Here is a 15,142-nt window from a genome sequence, read left to right as displayed (position 1 = left end):
GACCGGCCGCTCACCTCAGGAGCGAGGATCGAGACGCGGGAGTGACGCTTCGTGATGACGGCCCCCTCGGGCAGCGCCTCCTCGGGGACGTCGATCGGCCAGACGGAGAACGCCGGGCCTGGCCCGTTCCGGTGGTCGCGGTCCCACCTGCGTACCTGCTCCACGATGTCCTCGGCGACCCGGCGGCCGTGCGGCCCGTACCCGTGAGCTCCGAATCCCGCGAAGCCTTCCCCGGCGGGCTGGGCCGACGGACCGATGGTGGCGCTTGATCACCAGCGTTCGGGCGCGCCACGCCGTCACATTCAAAGACGGCGCCGCTCTCCGCCAGAAGCGCCGGAGGAACATCCGGGGATCCGTCGAGCCTACGTCGCAACGGCCATCGAAGATCGTCCTTCCACGCTGCTGAGAGCAGATCTGCCCCAGGCAGATTCGGTCGATCGGGCCCCTTAGCGCCGCCCATGATGGACGCATGAGCGAAAAATCAAGTGTTCCGCTGTTCAACCAGCGAATGCGGCGCGAGCTTTACGAGCAGCGAGTTCTCGTTCTCGACGGCCCACTAGACGACGACAACGGCACTTTGCTGGCCACGCAGATGATGGCGCTCGCCACCCAGGACCCGTCGGCCGATATCGCTTTGTGGATTCACTCCCCCGGCGGCTCGGTTCCCTCCATGTTGGCGATTCGCGACATCATGCGTCTCATTCCCTGCGACGTGTCCACGCTCGTCCTAGGAATCGCCTACAGCGCCGGTCAATTCCTGTTGTCGTCGGGAACCAAGGGCAAGCGACGCGCTCTGCCGCACTCGCGCGTCCTGATGCACCAGGGCTCGGCGGGCATCGGCGGCACGGCGGTCGACATCGAGCTGCAGGCCGGCGACCTGCGGCACACGCGCGACACGGTGCTCGGCCTCATCGCCGAGGACACCGGCCAGCCCTTCGAGCGGATCTTCGAGGACTCGCTGCACGACCGCTGGTACACGGCGCAGGAAGCGCTCGACTACGGCTTCATCGACTCCATCGTGCAGAACTTCGACGAAATCGCCCCGCGCAATCGCCATAAGCCCGGATTCAGCATCACCGAAGGAGCGGGTAAGTGAGCTCGTATACGATTCCGAACGTCATCGCGCAGAATCCGCGCGGCGAGCGGATCATGGATGTCTACTCGCACCTGCTCACCGAGCGGATCGTTTATCTCGGCACCGCCATCGACGCGGGCGTCGCCAACACCATCATCGCGCAGCTGATTTTCCTGGAGGCGGACAATCCCGACGCCGAAATCCAGTTCTACATCAACTGCGAGGGCGGGGACCCGAGCGCGATGCTCGCCATTTACGACACCATGCGCCACATCCGCCCGCGCGTTTCGACGACCTGCGTGGGTCAGGCCGTGGCAGTCGGCGCCGTTCTCCTCGCCGCGGGAGCCGAGGGGAAGCGTGCCGCGCTCCCCCACGCCCGCGTGGTCCTGCACCAGCCGGCCGCTCAGGGGCGCGGGCCGATCCCCGACCTCATCCTGCAGGCCGACGAGGTCGTACGAGTCCGCGCGGACATCGAAACCATCCTGTCACGGCACACCGGACAGACCGTCGAGACCCTGCGCGCCGACACCGATCACGACCGCGTGTTCACCGCGGCCGCGGCTCTCGAATACGGGCTCATCGACGAGATCTTCGGGGAACGCCGCCCGTAAGGCCGCCGGCCGCGTGATCCTGCCGGCCGCGTGATCCTGCCGACCGCTACGCCGCCAGCGCGTACGCGGCCGAGCAGACGGCGCCGTACCGCGCGCTGACCTTCGCGGACCGCACCGCGGTGACCTGGCCGGACCGCATAGCGCTGACCTGAGCGGACCGCACCTCGCCGACCTGAGTGGACCGCACCCGATCCGCGACCGCGAGGGTCAGATCGACCAGCGTCACATCCAGCGCGCCTGCGACCGCGGCGATCATCTCGCTCGACGGCTCTTTGACGCCGCGCTCCATCTCGGAGAGGTACTGCGGCGAGACTCCGGCGCGCGCCGCCGTCTCGCTCAGCTTCTCGCCCCGCTCCTGGCGAAGGCTCCGCAGGCACTCACCGAGCACCTCCCGCCACAGCGGCTCGCGCGCCGGAGCGGGCTTGTCGGCGGCCCGATCGGCCTTGGGACGTAGCGACGAGATGGACGCCGGCTGCTGGATGGAGGTGGCCATACCCCACACGATAGGGAGACAACGCGGCCAGGTCCCGCCGCCTTCGCGCACAGCGGAACCCCACCCCGGCCACCTCCATCCAGCAGTCATGCGAGCCCATGGTCATCGGGCGCTGAAGATCCGTAGCAGCGAGGCGCACCGTGCCGCCGAGATGCGGGCCGGGACGGCTGGTCGTCGGGCTACGGAGACGTGTGTCCCGAGCCCGGGCAGACCACGTGGCGGCAGAGCCGCGACGGGGACGCTTCCGGGTGCGCGTTCTTCTTCCTTGATCTCTCTCACCCCTGTTCTGCCCATCGCGCTGGTGGCTCTCGCCGCGTTAGGCGCCCTGGTGGCGTGGCTGGGCCGTCTCGGTCACGGGCGCGCGGTGCTGACAGCCTGCCTGCGAGCCGCCGTCCAGCTCGGCGTCGTCTCCGTCGTGATCAGCTGGGTGACCGCCTCTTTCGCGGCCACGACGGCTTTCGTCCATCCCCAACACCGGAACGTCAAGATGACCGCCAAGCCGCCGTCGTGCTCGGCCAATTCGCCAACGCCTTCGCCTGCCGCAGCGAGTCGCACCGGATCGGCAGGACGCGCCGGCGCAGCGACCCGCTGCCGCTCGGAACGATGTCGATCGGCGGCGACACCGGCCGGTGTTCGTGGTGAGGTGGCGCCGGTGCCCGAAGCCCAAGCCCGATCCGCACGCGGCGACACGTCGTGATGCCGGGCGGATTCCCAACCGTCAGACTGTGATCCGGTCCGCACGAGCACAGATGTCACCCAGATGTCGGCAGCCAGGTTCACAAGACACCCGGGAGTGTGATGCACAGCTTCTACTTGTTCGAAGGATCGTTCATACAGGGCGGCGGCGGTTGGGAGTTCGTCAAGGTCAGTAATGATCAGGCCGCTGTCATGCAGGCGGCCGCTCGCTATGTCAGGGACGGCCACTGGATCGGCGGGCCCGATGACACCTGCGAATTACGCGTGTACCAGCACGGTGAGGTGCCTGGGAACAGCCCGTCTATCCACTGACGACGGTGAGGATCCCCGGCTTCACCGAGTTTCGTTTCGACGAACAGGGGCGAAAGCTCGGCGGTCTCCCCAAGCCGGGAAGCGGGTACGAGCATCTCTCCACGCTCGACCTTGAAGGAGCGGTGATCCCGAGCTGGTGAGCAAGCGGCCTGAGGAGGTGCAGGTCACGATCGGCTGGGACAACCTCACCTGGCCCCGGCTCGAACCTCCGCTGCTCCCCCAAGACGCTTGTGTGCTCATCGATCTCGCACGCGGTACCGCGAGCCGCGTCGGCCAGGAGCTGGACGATGAAGAATTCGATGAGTACATCGAGGAGCTGGAGGAAGAGCTGGACGACGACCAGCGCATCGTCTTCTACGGCTTCAACACCTTGCTCTGAAGTGACGGGTGCCGGTTCTCGTCATTGTCCGCCCCTGTGATCATGAAGCGCTGCGCCTCGCGAGAGCCGATGACGAACGGGATCCGCGCCGATGAAGGCCCGGCCCGCAGCTGCTCCACGCGGGCCAGGCCGTAGTCGGCGCCGCCGTGGTTTGTTTTGTTCAGCTCGACGTCCACCCCCCGGCTTCCGCATCACGGCGGCCGCGGCGCGCCCGGAGGACAGGTACGCGCGCGTGCTCGGCGGCGCGGTCGTAGTAGTCCTGCGCGGTTCTTAGCACGGCGGCCGAGGCCGCCTTCTCGCCCACCGTCGGTGGTGTGAGGGCGGCGGCGGCCGGCAGGGGACGGCGAGACGTGCCGGGCATCGAAGGATCCGTCTTTCTCGGGCGGGTGCTGTGATGCTCCGGCAGCGAAGCAGAGCCGCTTCCGCCCTGCCCAATAGTGATTTCGTTCCCCCACCGATCAGGAACCCGATATCGCCGCACCTCGCCGCGCATCTCCACCCCAGGGTGGAGATGCGCGATCTCATGCCGCGGGTTGAGGACACCCGGACGAGGCGCCCCTAGCGTTCCCAGCCTGATCTAGGAGGTGTCATGCACATGGACAACCGCCGGCTCGTCGCGGGACTGCTGTGGGATGCCGGGCTGCCCGCCGTGGTCTTCTACCTCTGCCGGGCGCTCGGCATGGAAGCGCTGCCCGCCCTGGCGGCGGGCGGGCTCGCCGCCCTGATACGGGTGGCGTACGTCGCCGTGGTGCGGCGGCGACTGAACGGACTCGCCGCCCTGGTGAGCGTCATTTTCCTGCTGCTGCTCGCCGTGTCGCTGCTCACCGGAGACCCCAGGATCCTGCTGGCCAGGGAGTCGGTTCTGGCCGGCGCGGCGGGCCTGCTGCTGGTGGGCTCCTGCCTCATCGGAAAGCCGATCGTGTACGCGCTCATCCGGCGTCTCAACGCGGCCGACGACGCCGCGCGTGTACGGCTCGAGGAGCGCTGGCACGCCGATCCCGCCTTCCGCCGCCACTTCTTCGTGCTCAGCATGGTGATCGGCGCAGGGCTGCTGCTCGACGCCGTCGCACCGGTCGTGCTCGTCTACCTGCTGCCCATCGACACCATGGCGGGTCTGTCCACGGCACTGCACGTCGTCACCGTGGTCCTGCTGGCCGTCTGGGTGATGTGGTACCGCAGGCGCCGCATCTAGATGGCGGTCGCGGAGGTGTCCCGTGCGCGGTGAGGGCGTCCACTACGACACCGGGACCGCCGTGTCGGACGGCTGGTCGCGGGAAACGTTCGACCCGGCTGATGTGCGCCGCGACATGCGGACCATCGCCCGCGACCTGCACTGCACCGCGGTACGCGTCACCGGCAGCAACCCCGACCGGCTGACGCTCGCGGCGCACGAGGCGGCCGAGGCCGGGCTGGAGGTGTGGTACTCGCCGTTCCCCTGCGACTTGACCGCCGAGGAGCTGCTGCCGCTGCTCGCCGACTGCGCCGACCGCGCCGAGCAGCTCCGCCGCGGCGGGGCCGAGGTGGTGCTGGTCACCGGAGGCGAGCTGAGCCTGTTCGCGCACGGCTTCCTGCCCGGCGACGACTTCCTCACCCGTATCGCGCTCGTGGCCGGGCGCGGTCCCGAGCTGCCCGGCCTGCTCCAGGCCCTGCCCGAGCGCATCAACGCCTTCCTTGCCGAGGCCGTCGCCACGGTCCGTCAACGGTTCGGCGGCAAGGTCACCTACGCGTCGGTGCCGTTCGAGCGGGTGGACTGGACGCCGTTCGACTACGTCGCCGCCGACGCCTACCGCGCGGCCGGCAACGCCGCCACCTACCGGGACGAGATCCGCGCGCTGCACCGCCACGGCCGCCCCGTGGCGATCGCCGAGTTCGGCTGCTGCACCTACCGGGGCGCCGCCGACCGGGGCGGCACCGGCTTCCTCGTCGTCGACCGTACGCAGGACCCGTGGCGGCTCAACGGCTCCTACGAGCGGGACGAGGAAGGTCAGGCCGCCTACCTGCGCGATCTCCTGCGCATCTTCGACGAGGAGGGGGTGGACACCGCCTTCTGGTACACGTTCGCCGGCTACCGGTATCCGCACCACCCGGACCCGAGCTACGACCTCGACCTGGCCTCCTACGGGCTCGTCCGCATCGACCAGGACAGGAGCCTGCACCCTAAGGCGGCCTTCCACGCCCTCGCCACCGCGTACGATTCTTGATCGATTCTCAAGGGGGAGCATGTTCTTCGAAAGCTTCGACGGCACGCGACTGTCCTACGAGGACTACGGCGAGGGCGAGCCCATCGTCTTCGTGGCCGGGGTCATGCTGGACGCCGACATGTGGGAGTACCAGATCCCCTACTTCGTCGAGCGGGGCTACCGCTGCATCGCCTTCGACCGGCGCGGGCACGGCCGCTCCGACCGTCCGTCCACCGGCTATGACCTCGACTCCTTCGCCGACGACCTGGCCGCCCTGCTCCGCCACACCGGCGTGGAAGGGGCCACGCTGGTCGGGCACTCGCTGGGCAGTGTCGAGGTCGCCCACTACCTGGTGCGGCACGCGCAGCAGCGGGTCGTCCGCGCCGCCCTGGTATCCACGATGCTGCCGTGCCTGATCCGGTCGGACGACAACCCGGAGGGCGTGCCCGCGCAGGCGGTGGAGGCGGCGGCCGCGAAGTTCCGCGCCGACCGGCCCAAGGCGCTGGCCGACCAGGCGCAGGCGTTCTTCGCCAGCCACCTCAACCCGCAGGTCTCCCCGGCGATGATCGACTGGATGATGGGGCTGTGCCTGCGGCCGTCGCCGTGGGCGGTGCTCAAGGGGCAGGAGGTGGTGCGCACCGCCGACCTGCGCGACACGCTCCCGAAGATCACGGTGCCGACTCTCGTCGTGCACGGCGTCGCCGACTTCTCCGCCCCGATCGACGTCACCGGCCGCCGTACGGCCAAGCTCATCCCCGGCTGCCGCTACGTCGAATACCCCACCGCCGGCCATGGCGTCTTCGCCAGCCACCACGAGCAGCTCAACGCCGACCTGCTGGCCTTCATCACATCCTGACGGCGGCGCTCACGACCCGGCCACGCGCGGCACGCGGGGTGACGACCGCCACGAGGTGATCGCGCACGTGCCCGGCCCTCGCGCTGAGGCCCGTAGCTTCAACGGCTGCTGCCTGATGAGCTCGGTCTCCAGCGCGCGTTCCAGCACCGCCTTGACCGGTCTGCCGAGCACCGAGCTTTCACCGGTCGGCCGCAGCCCGCCAGAGCCGTCGCGTGAACGCTCCAGCAGCAGGTCCAGCAGGTGATCACCGAGCAGGTCCCGCAGTGGCGTCTCGCCGCCACGCTGGGAGATTTCTGAGATGATCTGATCTTCGATCGGACACGAGTTCCTGCGAGGGGGCACGCCTTGGACTCGCTGCATGAGAAGGAGCCGCACCGAGAGGCGGACATCGCATCCGGACGCCTGCTGGCAGGCAGGTACCGTCTCATCGGCCTCCTGGGGCAAGGCGGCATGGGGGCGGTCTGGCGAGCCCACGACGAGCAACTCGACCGAGAGGTGGCCGTCAAGGAACTGCGCCTCCCCCAGCAGCTGGACGACGCTGCGCGGCAGGTCTGGATCGCCCGGCTCGGCCGGGAGGCGCGCGCCGCCGCCCGGCTGAAGCATCCCGGCATCGTCACCGTGCACGACCGGGTCACCGGCGACGACGGGCGCCCCTGGATCGTCATGGAGCTGGTACGCGGGCACTCCCTGGCCGATCTGTTATCGAAAGAGGGTGCCCTGCCGCCGCATCGGGTCGCGCAGATCGGGTTGCAGATGCTGGACGCCCTGCAAGCGGCGCACCAGGCCGACATCACGCATCGCGACATCAAGCCCGCCAACGTCCTGCTGGAGAACGACCGCGTCGTCCTGACCGACTTCGGCATCGCAGCCGTCGAAGGCGAGATGACCCTAACCATGTCAGGGGCCATCTTGGGCACCCCCGCCTACATGGCGCCCGAGCAAGTACGCGGTCAGGACGCCACACCCGCCTCCGACCTCTGGTCGCTCGGCGCCACCCTCTACACCGCGGTCGAAGGCCACCCGCCGTTCCAGGCGCCGACCGCCGCAGCGATCTTCGTCGCCATCGCCACCGAAGAGCCCGCCCCGCCTCGTCACGCCGGTCCTCTGGAGCCGGTGCTGAGGGCACTGCTCACCCGCGACCCCGCGCAACGCCCGACCGCCGAGCAGCTCCGTGCCCAGCTCGTCCCGCTCGCCCAGAATCAGCCGCAGAGCCGGCAGCAACACCAGCCGCCTGCCCAATCGACCGCACTGTTCCCGACCGAGCAGGTTCCGGCTCCGCAGGGGCCCGAACCGGCGCCCTCCCCCACTGCCGTCCTCCCGCCGTCACCTTCAGATCAACAGCCGAACGCACCAAGGCGGTTTCTCACTCGCCGCCGTCTCCTGTTCGGGCTGGGCGGAGTGGGGCTGGCCGCCGCCGTACCGGCCCTGTACTACGCCATCGTGGGAAGCCGCCCAGCCGTCCCTCTCGGCGAGCCGCTCACCGGCCACTCCGACGGCGTCTACACGGTCGCGTTCAGCCCCGACGGCAAGATCCTGGCCACCGCCGGCGAGGACAAAACCGTACGTCTGTGGAATGTGGCCCTCCGCACCCCCATCGGCCGCCCCCTCACCGACCACACCGACGCCGTCAGCTCCGTGGCATTCAGCCCCGACGGCAAGATCCTCGCAAGCGGCGGCCATGACCAGACCATACGGTTGTGGAACGTCGCCACCCGCTCCCCGATCGGTGGGCCTTTCAGGGGCCACGACCACGCCGTCTACTGTGTGGCGTTCAGCCCTGACGGCACGATGCTGGCAACCGCTAGCGGGGACAAAACCGTGCGCCTGTGGGATGTGGCCACCCGCGACCCCATCGGCGAGCCCCTGGCCGCCCACACCGGCCTCGTTGGCTCTGTGGCGTTCAGCCCTGACGGGAAGATCCTGGCTACTCGCGACGACGCCTTGCGCCTGTGGAACGTGGCGACTCGCACCCCGATCGGTGAACCCCTCACCTCTTACAACGGGTCCTTGGGCGAGGTGGCCTTCAGCCCTGACGGCACGATCTTGGCCAGCAACGCAGAGCTGGACGTCGATGACGCGGTGGGCGCCGACGACGTAGTGCAGTTGTGGCGTGCGGACAACGACACCATGATCGGCCATCTCGCGGGTCACGAGGGCTCCATCCTCTCCATCGCCTTCAGTCCCGATGGCAACCGGCAGCAGGGACCAAACCGTACGCCTGTGGGACGTGGCCACTCGCAGCCCTATCGGCGGGCCTCTCACCGACCACACCAACGTCGTCGGCGCCGTAGCGTTCAGCCCCGACGGCCGGCTCTTGGCCACGGGCAGCGCAGATGCGACGGTACGGCTGTGGGAGGTCGTGAGGTGATCATCTCGACCGGCGCCCGCAGCATCCGCGAACCCTTCCCCGCAGGGCCCGTCAAGACTGAGCGATCAGGAGGGACGGGCTTTGGACGCCGGCTCCGCGCGGGCCGAAGATGCGTCGTTGCCCGGCGGTGATACGGAGGTCGTTGATGCTGGCCTCGCGCCGCCGCATCAGCCCGTCGGCGTCGAACTCCCACAGCTCATTGCCGTAGCTGCGCCACCACCGGCCGTCGGCGTCGTGCCATTCGTACTGAAAGCGGACGGCGATCCGGTCGCCGGTGAACGCCCACAGCTCCTTGCGGAGCGCGTAGTCGAGTTCCTTCGCCCACTTGCGGGTCAGGAAGGCGATGATCTCGTCGCGGCCGGTGATGAACTCGTCGCGGTTGCGCCAGACCGAGTCCGGCGTGTACGCGAGTGCCACGCGCTGCGGGTCGCGGGTGTTCCACGCGTCCTCGGCGGCCTGGACTTTGGCCCGAGCCGTCTCGGCGGTGAAGGGCGGGACAGGGGGACGGGTCATGCGTGCTCCTTGGTCGATTCGGTCAGCAGGTGGCGGTAGGTGGTCAGCCGGTGCAGGAAGCCGGCGGTCACAGCGCCGACCGCCCGTCCGTTGTGGCGGTATTCGGCCAGAACCCGGCCATCGAGTTCGTGAGCTAGGAGCCGCGACTCGTATCCGGCTCCGGTGAGCCCGACGGATCTGAGCCGGTGGCCGTACAGGTCGCACCAGAACGAGGGCACCGGCTCGTAGCGGCCGGCGATGCCGAGCAGCGCGCGTGCGGCGTGGGCGCCCTGAGCGACGGCGTTGCCGTAGTGCTCCACACGGATCAGCCGCCCTCCCAGCATGGGGGACGGCCATCGGGCGACGTCTCCGGCGGCGGCGGCACGGGGACGGCCAGCGAGCGCGCCGCGCAGGGTGCGGGTGTCGTCGAGGGTGCGCAAGGTGACCACACCGCGAAGGCCGTCGATGCCCGGCAGGATGCGGGGACGCACTCCGGTGGCGATCACCAGGGCGTCGAACGGGACGGGCTCCTGCGCGCCGCGCAGTAGCCGGCGGGCGGTGAGGTCCAGGCCGGTGGCGGCTTGGCCCAGCAGCCAGGTCACGCCGAGTTCGCCGGCGCCGGGCAGGGCGAGGCCGGTGTCGTCGCCGAGGAGGTACTCCTTGGACAGGGGCGGACGGCGGTAGGGCCGGTGCGGCTCGGCGCCGACCACGCTGATCCGGCCGTCGTAGCCGAGGCGGCGCAGCTCTCGCGCGGCCGACAGCCCGGCGAGGCCGCCGCCGGCGATCGCGATGCGGCCGGGCACGATCAGGTCCCCTCGAGGATGATGGCCTGTACAGGGCAGGCGTGGGCCGCCTCCTCGACGGCGGGCCGCAGCGCATCGGCGGGCGTGGCGTCGTACACCAGCTCGTCGTGGTTGTCGAGGGCGAACACCTCCGGCGCGGCGAACACGCATGGGGCGTGGGTCTGGCACAGGTTCATGTCGACATGGACACGCATGGTTCTCTTTCAGGTCTGCTTGATGGTGTTCACGCGGGGTTGAAGCGGGAGTATCCGCCGAAGGACCACCGCTGCGGGATCGCGCCGCTCACCTCGATCGCCTGGTCGACCTCGAAGTCGATCAGCCGCTGCGCCCCTGGCACGGAGGCCGCCCGCTCCGGGTCCCAGTCGACGCGGGCGCGGCCGGTCAGGTGGAGGGCGTGGCCGTCGTCCCAGCCGAGGAACAGCAGCCCGCAGCGCGGTTCGAGTTCGAGGTTGCCCAGGGTCATGTACATCGCGTTGCCGGCATAGTCGGGCCAGGTCAGGGTGCGGCCGCCGGTGACCGTGACGAAGCCGGGGTTTCCGCCGCGGTGCGAGGCGTCGGTTCCCAGCCCGGGCCGCCCGGTCGCGGCCGCCATCGCCGAGATGGCGGAGGAAGCCGTCGTACTGTTCGCCGGGCCGCTCCGCCACCAGTTGTGCGCCTGCCCCGGCCCCGGCTGCGTGCTGCACTTCGTCCGCGACACCACCCGCCGCGAGTGGTGCTCACCCGGCTGCGGCAACCGCGCCCGAGCCGCCCGCCACTACGCCAAAGTGCGGTAACGATCCTCCGGCCGCGCCGGGGCACTTCATACTCGCTACGGTTGCGATCCCTCCAGGGTGATGAGCGGCCCCAAAGTAAACGCAGGTCAGGCAGGGGCTCCGGCAGGCCTCAGGCAAGATTCTTGCAGCAGTCCGCCGGTAGTGCAGATGCCCAGGCCACGAGGGGTGTCTCTCGCGGTCATCCTTCCTGCCATAGGCGGCACTCTAGCCTTCTTGTTCCTCGCGGGCGTCAGGGTGACGCGTGGTGGGTAGGGTGCGGCCGGGCGGTGTACGTGGTGGCTCGATGTCGCACCACCTTGACGCTCTTCTCGCCGCGAGCGGCGTATCGGGCGGAACACATGCGTGCGTCCTTCCCGCCGTAACTCGGCGCGGCGGGAAGGACGCACGCAAATCTCAGTGCTACGCGGGCCGGACGGTGAACGTGGTGCGGGTGCCGGGGCCGGTGTTCTGCTGGTGGAAGCTCATGGTGACGCGTCCGGTCCAGCCCGGCGGGGCGAGGTCGGGCAGGTTGACGGTGAAGTCGGAGAAGTCGGTGACGCGGATGACCTCATCGGCCTGCCGCTTGGTGCCCCAGGGCACGGGGGCGGATCGGGTGCTGTCGTAGAGGCCGCCGTGCAGGAGCACGCCCTTGGTGTAGCCGGAGGCGGTCTCGAAGTCGATGCGTACGCCGTGCAGGCTGTTGGCGTCGAGGTTCTGGAAGGTGCCGGTGCTCTCCGCGCGGATGCGCAACGTGTCGGGGAGGTCGGTGGCGATGACGCCGGCGGCGGCGTCGGCCCAGGTTTCGGTGCTCATGCCGATCTCGGCGGTCCAGGTGCGGCGGTCGAAGCTGGCGTAGCTCTTCTTGCCGTGGTTCGGCATGTACTGCAGGTCGCGTACGACGGTGCCGACGTTCACCGGGTCGAGGGACGAGGTGCCGGTGCCGTCCTCGGCCTCGAGGTAGACGATGCCATGGTCGGGGATGGTGCCGGACCAGGTGAGACCGGCGGTGGAGACGCCGAGCTGCTGCTCGACGGGGGTGAGGGTCTCACTGGCGGGGTTGTCCTCGTAGCTGGCGTGCTCGGCGTCGATGCGGTAGACGCGGAAGTTGCCGTTCGCGAAGGGCACGTTGTCCAGCGCGGCCGTGACGTCCTGGGCGCTGCCGGAGGTGTTCCAGAGCAGCACGCCGGACTTGTGGGAGTCGGAGGAGGCCAGGCCGTCGACGGCACCGTCGATGGTGAGCTGCTTGCGGGCCACGGGCATGTCGGCGTACAGCTTGAACGCGTTGTACGAGGCCCGCACGTGCCCGTCACGGTCGAGCAGCCCGATGACGTCGCAGGTGGTGGGGCAGACCGGGTCCTGGAACTGTGCCCATTCGACGTGGGTGATCCACGGCTTGGCCAGCAGCGCCTTGAAGCTCTTCAGCAGCTCGGCGGCCCCGCGGTGGGTGATCACGTCGGTGGGCACGGTGAAGTCGTGTGACCAGTTGTACTCGTTGAGGTTGTCGTCGACGGTGGCCATCCGGTACGCGGTCAGGCCCGAGTCGGTGGCCGCCTGGTAGTTGTTCTCCAGGCTGCCGTCGGTGGCGTCGGTGTAGGCGTGGAAGGAGAAACCGTCCAGCGGCAGGTCGTCGGCGAGCACGCGGTTGACGAACTCGGTCTTCCACCCCACGCAGCACAGCGCCGGTCCTTCGACGTAGGCGTCGGGGTCGGCGGCGCGCAGCGCGCGGGAGGCGTCACGGTACAGGTCGAGGTACTGCTCCTGGGTGCCGGTCCAGAACACGCCGGGCAGGTCGGGCTCGTTCCAGATCTCGTACGAGCCGACCCGCCGCCCCGTCTCCTTCCAGTGGGCGGCGAGCGCCGGCACGATCTTCGTGGCCCAGACCGAGGGGTCGGTCGGCGGGTCGTTCCAGTTGCCGCCGGGCGGTTTGAGGATGCCGGGCGTGTACGTGAGCGCGGGCACCGGCTGGGCGCCGGCGTCGTTGATGAGGTCGGCGAGCCGGTCGATCTGCTCGAAGTGGTACTGCGGGTCGTCGGGCGAGCCGGTGACCATGGGGGTCCAGTCGTGCTGCTCGTTGCCCCACATGGTCTCCCAGCGCACCCGCGCCGGCCGCAGCGCCGCCATCTTGGCGGCGTCGCGCTCCCAGCGGGCCAGTGACACGTACCCGCTGTTGAACAGGCCGAACTTGCTCTTGATGAGCGGGTAGTCGGCGGAGACCGCGAAGTCGGCGGTGACGGTGGCGTCGGCGGCGTGGGCGGGCTGGGCGGCGAGCGACGTGCTGATCAGCAGGGCGGTCGCGACGGTGGCGAGGGTTCTTAACGGTCGTCTCATGGGTGCGGTCACCTCCGGCCGCGGATGATGCGGGCGATCGACTCGGGGTCGGCCTTGGGTTTGCGGTCCTCGGTCAGCAGTCCGTTGCGCTCCTGTCCGGTGTCGGTGAGCTGGGTGAAGCAGAATCCCGCCAGGTCGCCGGCCTCGTGCACGGCCTCCAGCAGCGCGCCGAGCCGTTCGAGGAGCTGCTCGGGCGAGTCGGCGACGCCGTAGCCGGTCCAGGTGGTGGGGTCGTCGGGGGCGTAGGTGAAGCCGCCGAACTCGCTGAGCACCACCGGCACGGCGGGCACGTCGCCGGTGAGCGCGAGCGCCCGGCCGCCGGGCCGCCCTGCGGCGACGGTGTCCTGCAGGCGGGCGGCGTAGCGGTCGCGGATGGTCTGGGGATCGTGGGTGTAGTCGTGGACGCCGAGCAGGTCGCCACTGACGTACTCCCAGCCGTCGTTGCCGATCACCGGCCGGCTCGGGTCGAGCGCCTTGATCAGGTGGTACAGGCCGCGTACGGCGTCGCGCTGCGCGGCCGAGCGCGCCACCTGCGGCACGCCCCAGCTCTCGTTGAACGCGACCCAGGCCACGACGCACGGGTGGCTGGCGTCCCGTTCGACGATCTCGATCCACTCGCGCGTGGTGCGGGCCAGCGAGCGCGGGCTGAAGGAGTACGACGCCGCCGCGTCGGCCCACACCAGCACGCCGAGCCGGTCGCACCAATAGAGGAAGCGGGGGTCTTCGGCCTTCTGGTGGACGCGGATGCCGTTGAAGCCGAGCTGCTTGATGAGCTCGACCTCGGTGCGCAGCGCCTCCGCGCCGGGTGCGGCCAGGTGCGACTGCGGCCAGTACCCCTGCGACAGGGCCATGCGCAGCTTGTACGGCAGGCCGTTCAGCAGGAACGACCGCTCGTCGGTGCCGGCGGTCCTGAACCCGACGTAGCTGTGCACGACGTCCTCGGTGGATGCGCCGTGGACGGTGACGGTCGCCTGGCACAGGGTCGGCTGCTCGGGCGTCCACTGCAGGTGGTGCGGCTCGGCGTCGTGGTCGCCGTCCTGCACGACCAGGCGCGTACGCAGGCGGGAGCCGGTGACGGTGGACGTCTCCTCGGCCAGGACGCGGCCGTCGAGCTCCAGCCGTACCGACACCTGAACGGGCCCGGTGGTGCGGCGGGCCAGCCGCAGGTCCAGATCGACCTCCCCCGGTGTTCCGGTGGGTGTCCAGCGGAGCTGCTCGACGTGGTCTGCGGGCACCTCCTCCAGCCAGACGGGCTGCCAGATGCCGCTGGTGCGCTCGTACCAGATGACGTGCGGGCGCTCCTGCCAGTCCTGCTTGCCGCGCGGCTGCTCCAGGTCGTGCGGGTCGTCGAAGGCGCGTACCACGATGACCTGCCGCCCGCCGGCGGACAGCGCGTCGGTGATGTCGGCGCCGAACGGGGTCTGGCCGCCCTCGTGGGAGGCGACGTGCTCGCCGTTCACCCACACGTCGGCCCGGTAGTCGACGGCGCCGAAGCGCAGCATCACCCGCCGGCCCGCCTGCGGCGGCTCCAGCTCGACGGTGCGGCGGTACCACAGCACCGGGTGGTAGCCGGTGTCACCGATGCCGCTGGCCGGGGACTCCGGCGGATAGGGGACCGTGATCGTCTGGTCGAACACGTCATCGCGGCGCTGCCAGTGCTCGGCGAGGCCGACGTCGCCGTCGTCGTAGGCGAACCGCCAGTCGCCGCCGAGGTCCCGCCAGCCGGCGCGGGCCAGCAGCGGGCGCGGATGATGGTCGTGCAAGGGCGTGGGCACGGTACTCCTTAAGGTCCCCGAT

19 protein-coding genes and 1 pseudogene are annotated in these 15,142 nt (G+C 69.8%); 11 read left to right on the top strand and 9 right to left on the bottom strand.

Features of this window, described 5'->3' with window-relative positions; all coding sequences use genetic code 11:
• Positions 1 to 469 precede the first annotated feature (469 nt).
• Together AB0K67_RS39630 and AB0K67_RS39625 are read left to right on the top strand one after the other, a co-directional pair.
• Entirely contained in the window at positions 470 to 1,096 is a 627-nt protein-coding gene (locus AB0K67_RS39630) for an ATP-dependent Clp protease proteolytic subunit (protein ID WP_364070551.1), read from the top strand.
• A complete protein-coding gene (locus AB0K67_RS39625) occupies positions 1,093 to 1,686 on the top strand; it encodes an ATP-dependent Clp protease proteolytic subunit (RefSeq protein ID WP_364070548.1) in 594 nt (197 codons plus the stop codon). The genes AB0K67_RS39630 and AB0K67_RS39625 overlap by 4 nt, the downstream gene beginning before the upstream one ends.
• 46 nt (positions 1,687 to 1,732) lie before the next feature.
• Here AB0K67_RS39625 and AB0K67_RS39620 read toward each other — a convergent pair whose 3' ends face one another.
• Positions 1,733 to 2,179: a helix-turn-helix transcriptional regulator gene (locus AB0K67_RS39620; RefSeq protein ID WP_364070546.1), complete on the bottom strand. Its 447-nt coding sequence runs from the start codon at positions 2,177 to 2,179 to the stop codon at positions 1,733 to 1,735.
• A 507-nt stretch (positions 2,180 to 2,686) separates the two neighbouring features.
• Here AB0K67_RS39620 and AB0K67_RS39615 point away from each other — a divergent pair.
• The 3 genes from AB0K67_RS39615 (at position 2,687) to AB0K67_RS39605 (ending at position 3,566) form a co-directional block, all read left to right on the top strand.
• Positions 2,687 to 2,821: a hypothetical protein gene (locus tag AB0K67_RS39615; RefSeq protein ID WP_364070544.1), complete on the top strand. Its 135-nt coding sequence runs from the start codon at positions 2,687 to 2,689 to the stop codon at positions 2,819 to 2,821.
• A 156-nt stretch (positions 2,822 to 2,977) separates the two neighbouring features.
• Positions 2,978 to 3,187, top strand: a complete 210-nt coding sequence (locus tag AB0K67_RS39610; protein WP_364070541.1) for a hypothetical protein — start codon at positions 2,978 to 2,980, stop codon at positions 3,185 to 3,187.
• A gap of 136 nt (positions 3,188 to 3,323) precedes the next feature.
• Positions 3,324 to 3,566: a hypothetical protein gene (locus AB0K67_RS39605; protein WP_364070538.1), complete on the top strand. Its 243-nt coding sequence runs from the start codon at positions 3,324 to 3,326 to the stop codon at positions 3,564 to 3,566.
• Here the strand turns inward: AB0K67_RS39605 and AB0K67_RS39600 are convergent.
• Positions 3,542 to 3,742 (bottom strand): hypothetical protein, encoded by a 201-nt coding sequence (locus AB0K67_RS39600; RefSeq protein WP_364070535.1) that lies wholly within the window; start codon positions 3,740 to 3,742, stop codon positions 3,542 to 3,544. The two genes, AB0K67_RS39605 and AB0K67_RS39600, sit on opposite strands and share 25 nt — an antisense overlap.
• 413 nt (positions 3,743 to 4,155) lie before the next feature.
• Here AB0K67_RS39600 and AB0K67_RS39595 point away from each other — a divergent pair, with 413 nt between their 5' ends.
• From AB0K67_RS39595 to AB0K67_RS39585, 3 genes are read left to right on the top strand one after another with little or no spacing between them, the layout of a single operon-like run.
• Entirely contained in the window at positions 4,156 to 4,758 is a 603-nt protein-coding gene (locus tag AB0K67_RS39595; RefSeq protein WP_364070532.1) for a VC0807 family protein, read from the top strand.
• Between the two features lie 22 nt (positions 4,759 to 4,780).
• Positions 4,781 to 5,767 (top strand): hypothetical protein, encoded by a 987-nt coding sequence (locus AB0K67_RS39590; protein ID WP_364070529.1) that lies wholly within the window; start codon positions 4,781 to 4,783, stop codon positions 5,765 to 5,767.
• A gap of 19 nt (positions 5,768 to 5,786) precedes the next feature.
• Positions 5,787 to 6,602: an alpha/beta hydrolase gene (locus tag AB0K67_RS39585; RefSeq protein ID WP_364070526.1), complete on the top strand. Its 816-nt coding sequence runs from the start codon at positions 5,787 to 5,789 to the stop codon at positions 6,600 to 6,602.
• A gap of 9 nt (positions 6,603 to 6,611) precedes the next feature.
• Here AB0K67_RS39585 and AB0K67_RS39580 read toward each other — a convergent pair whose 3' ends face one another.
• Positions 6,612 to 6,962, bottom strand: a complete 351-nt coding sequence (locus AB0K67_RS39580) for a hypothetical protein (protein WP_364070523.1) — start codon at positions 6,960 to 6,962, stop codon at positions 6,612 to 6,614.
• On the opposite strand from AB0K67_RS39580, the pseudogene AB0K67_RS39575 reads away from it, so the two are divergent.
• Together AB0K67_RS39575 and AB0K67_RS39570 are read left to right on the top strand one after the other, a co-directional pair.
• Positions 6,948 to 8,546 (top strand): annotated as a pseudogene (locus AB0K67_RS39575) (protein kinase); the annotation flags it as partial. The gene AB0K67_RS39580 and the pseudogene AB0K67_RS39575 overlap by 15 nt on opposite strands.
• Before the next feature lie 241 nt (positions 8,547 to 8,787).
• Positions 8,788 to 8,970 (top strand): hypothetical protein, encoded by a 183-nt coding sequence (locus tag AB0K67_RS39570; RefSeq protein WP_364070632.1) that lies wholly within the window; start codon positions 8,788 to 8,790, stop codon positions 8,968 to 8,970.
• Positions 8,971 to 9,021: 51 nt separating this feature from the next.
• Here AB0K67_RS39570 and AB0K67_RS39565 read toward each other — a convergent pair whose 3' ends face one another.
• Genes AB0K67_RS39565 through AB0K67_RS39550 form a run of 4 tightly spaced genes read right to left on the bottom strand, consistent with a single transcriptional unit; the run spans position 9,022 to position 10,857 of the window.
• Complete coding sequence (locus AB0K67_RS39565) at positions 9,022 to 9,483, bottom strand: nuclear transport factor 2 family protein (protein WP_364070520.1); 462 nt, start codon at positions 9,481 to 9,483, stop codon at positions 9,022 to 9,024.
• Complete coding sequence (locus AB0K67_RS39560) at positions 9,480 to 10,265, bottom strand: FAD-dependent oxidoreductase (protein WP_364070518.1); 786 nt, start codon at positions 10,263 to 10,265, stop codon at positions 9,480 to 9,482. The genes AB0K67_RS39565 and AB0K67_RS39560 overlap by 4 nt, the downstream gene beginning before the upstream one ends.
• A gap of 2 nt (positions 10,266 to 10,267) precedes the next feature.
• Positions 10,268 to 10,459, bottom strand: a complete 192-nt coding sequence (locus AB0K67_RS39555) for a ferredoxin (RefSeq protein ID WP_364070515.1) — start codon at positions 10,457 to 10,459, stop codon at positions 10,268 to 10,270.
• A gap of 29 nt (positions 10,460 to 10,488) precedes the next feature.
• Positions 10,489 to 10,857, bottom strand: a complete 369-nt coding sequence (locus AB0K67_RS39550; RefSeq protein ID WP_364070512.1) for a pyridoxamine 5'-phosphate oxidase family protein — start codon at positions 10,855 to 10,857, stop codon at positions 10,489 to 10,491.
• 7 nt (positions 10,858 to 10,864) lie between these two features.
• Here AB0K67_RS39550 and AB0K67_RS39545 point away from each other — a divergent pair, with 7 nt between their 5' ends.
• The gene (locus tag AB0K67_RS39545; RefSeq protein ID WP_364070509.1) at positions 10,865 to 11,038 is read left to right on the top strand and encodes a CGNR zinc finger domain-containing protein; all 174 of its coding nucleotides are present in this window, start codon (positions 10,865 to 10,867) and stop codon (positions 11,036 to 11,038) included.
• A 399-nt stretch (positions 11,039 to 11,437) separates the two neighbouring features.
• On the opposite strand, the gene AB0K67_RS39540 is transcribed toward AB0K67_RS39545, so the two are convergent.
• A complete protein-coding gene (locus AB0K67_RS39540) occupies positions 11,438 to 13,345 on the bottom strand; it encodes a hypothetical protein (RefSeq protein WP_364070506.1) in 1,908 nt (635 codons plus the stop codon).
• A gap of 8 nt (positions 13,346 to 13,353) precedes the next feature.
• Entirely contained in the window at positions 13,354 to 15,120 is a 1,767-nt protein-coding gene (locus tag AB0K67_RS39535) for a sugar-binding domain-containing protein (protein ID WP_364070503.1), read from the bottom strand.
• Between the last annotated feature and the right edge of the window lie 22 nt (positions 15,121 to 15,142).

It is taken from the genome of Nonomuraea sp. NPDC052634 (assembly GCF_040678535.1).
Taxonomy (GTDB): Bacteria; Actinomycetota; Actinomycetes; order Streptosporangiales; family Streptosporangiaceae; genus Nonomuraea; species Nonomuraea fastidiosa.
Note: the sequence above shows the minus strand (reverse complement) of the source record. Positions and strands in the feature narration are given on the sequence as shown.

Coding starts and splice junctions, on each gene's coding strand:
- AB0K67_RS39630 (WP_364070551.1), top strand. CDS start 470: ATGAGCGAAAAATCAAGTGTTCCGCTGTTCAACCAGCGAATGCGGCGC.
- AB0K67_RS39620 (WP_364070546.1), bottom strand. CDS start 2,179: ATGGCCACCTCCATCCAGCAGCCGGCGTCCATCTCGTCGCTACGTCCC.
- AB0K67_RS39610 (WP_364070541.1), top strand. CDS start 2,978: ATGCACAGCTTCTACTTGTTCGAAGGATCGTTCATACAGGGCGGCGGC.
- AB0K67_RS39595 (WP_364070532.1), top strand. CDS start 4,156: ATGCACATGGACAACCGCCGGCTCGTCGCGGGACTGCTGTGGGATGCC.
- AB0K67_RS39585 (WP_364070526.1), top strand. CDS start 5,787: ATGTTCTTCGAAAGCTTCGACGGCACGCGACTGTCCTACGAGGACTAC.
- AB0K67_RS39580 (WP_364070523.1), bottom strand. CDS start 6,962: ATGCAGCGAGTCCAAGGCGTGCCCCCTCGCAGGAACTCGTGTCCGATC.
- AB0K67_RS39570 (WP_364070632.1), top strand. CDS start 8,788: ATGGCAACCGGCAGCAGGGACCAAACCGTACGCCTGTGGGACGTGGCC.
- AB0K67_RS39565 (WP_364070520.1), bottom strand. CDS start 9,483: ATGACCCGTCCCCCTGTCCCGCCCTTCACCGCCGAGACGGCTCGGGCC.
- AB0K67_RS39555 (WP_364070515.1), bottom strand. CDS start 10,459: ATGCGTGTCCATGTCGACATGAACCTGTGCCAGACCCACGCCCCATGC.
- AB0K67_RS39550 (WP_364070512.1), bottom strand. CDS start 10,857: ATGGCGGCCGCGACCGGGCGGCCCGGGCTGGGAACCGACGCCTCGCAC.
- AB0K67_RS39545 (WP_364070509.1), top strand. CDS start 10,865: ATGGCGGAGGAAGCCGTCGTACTGTTCGCCGGGCCGCTCCGCCACCAG.
- AB0K67_RS39540 (WP_364070506.1), bottom strand. CDS start 13,345: ATGAGACGACCGTTAAGAACCCTCGCCACCGTCGCGACCGCCCTGCTG.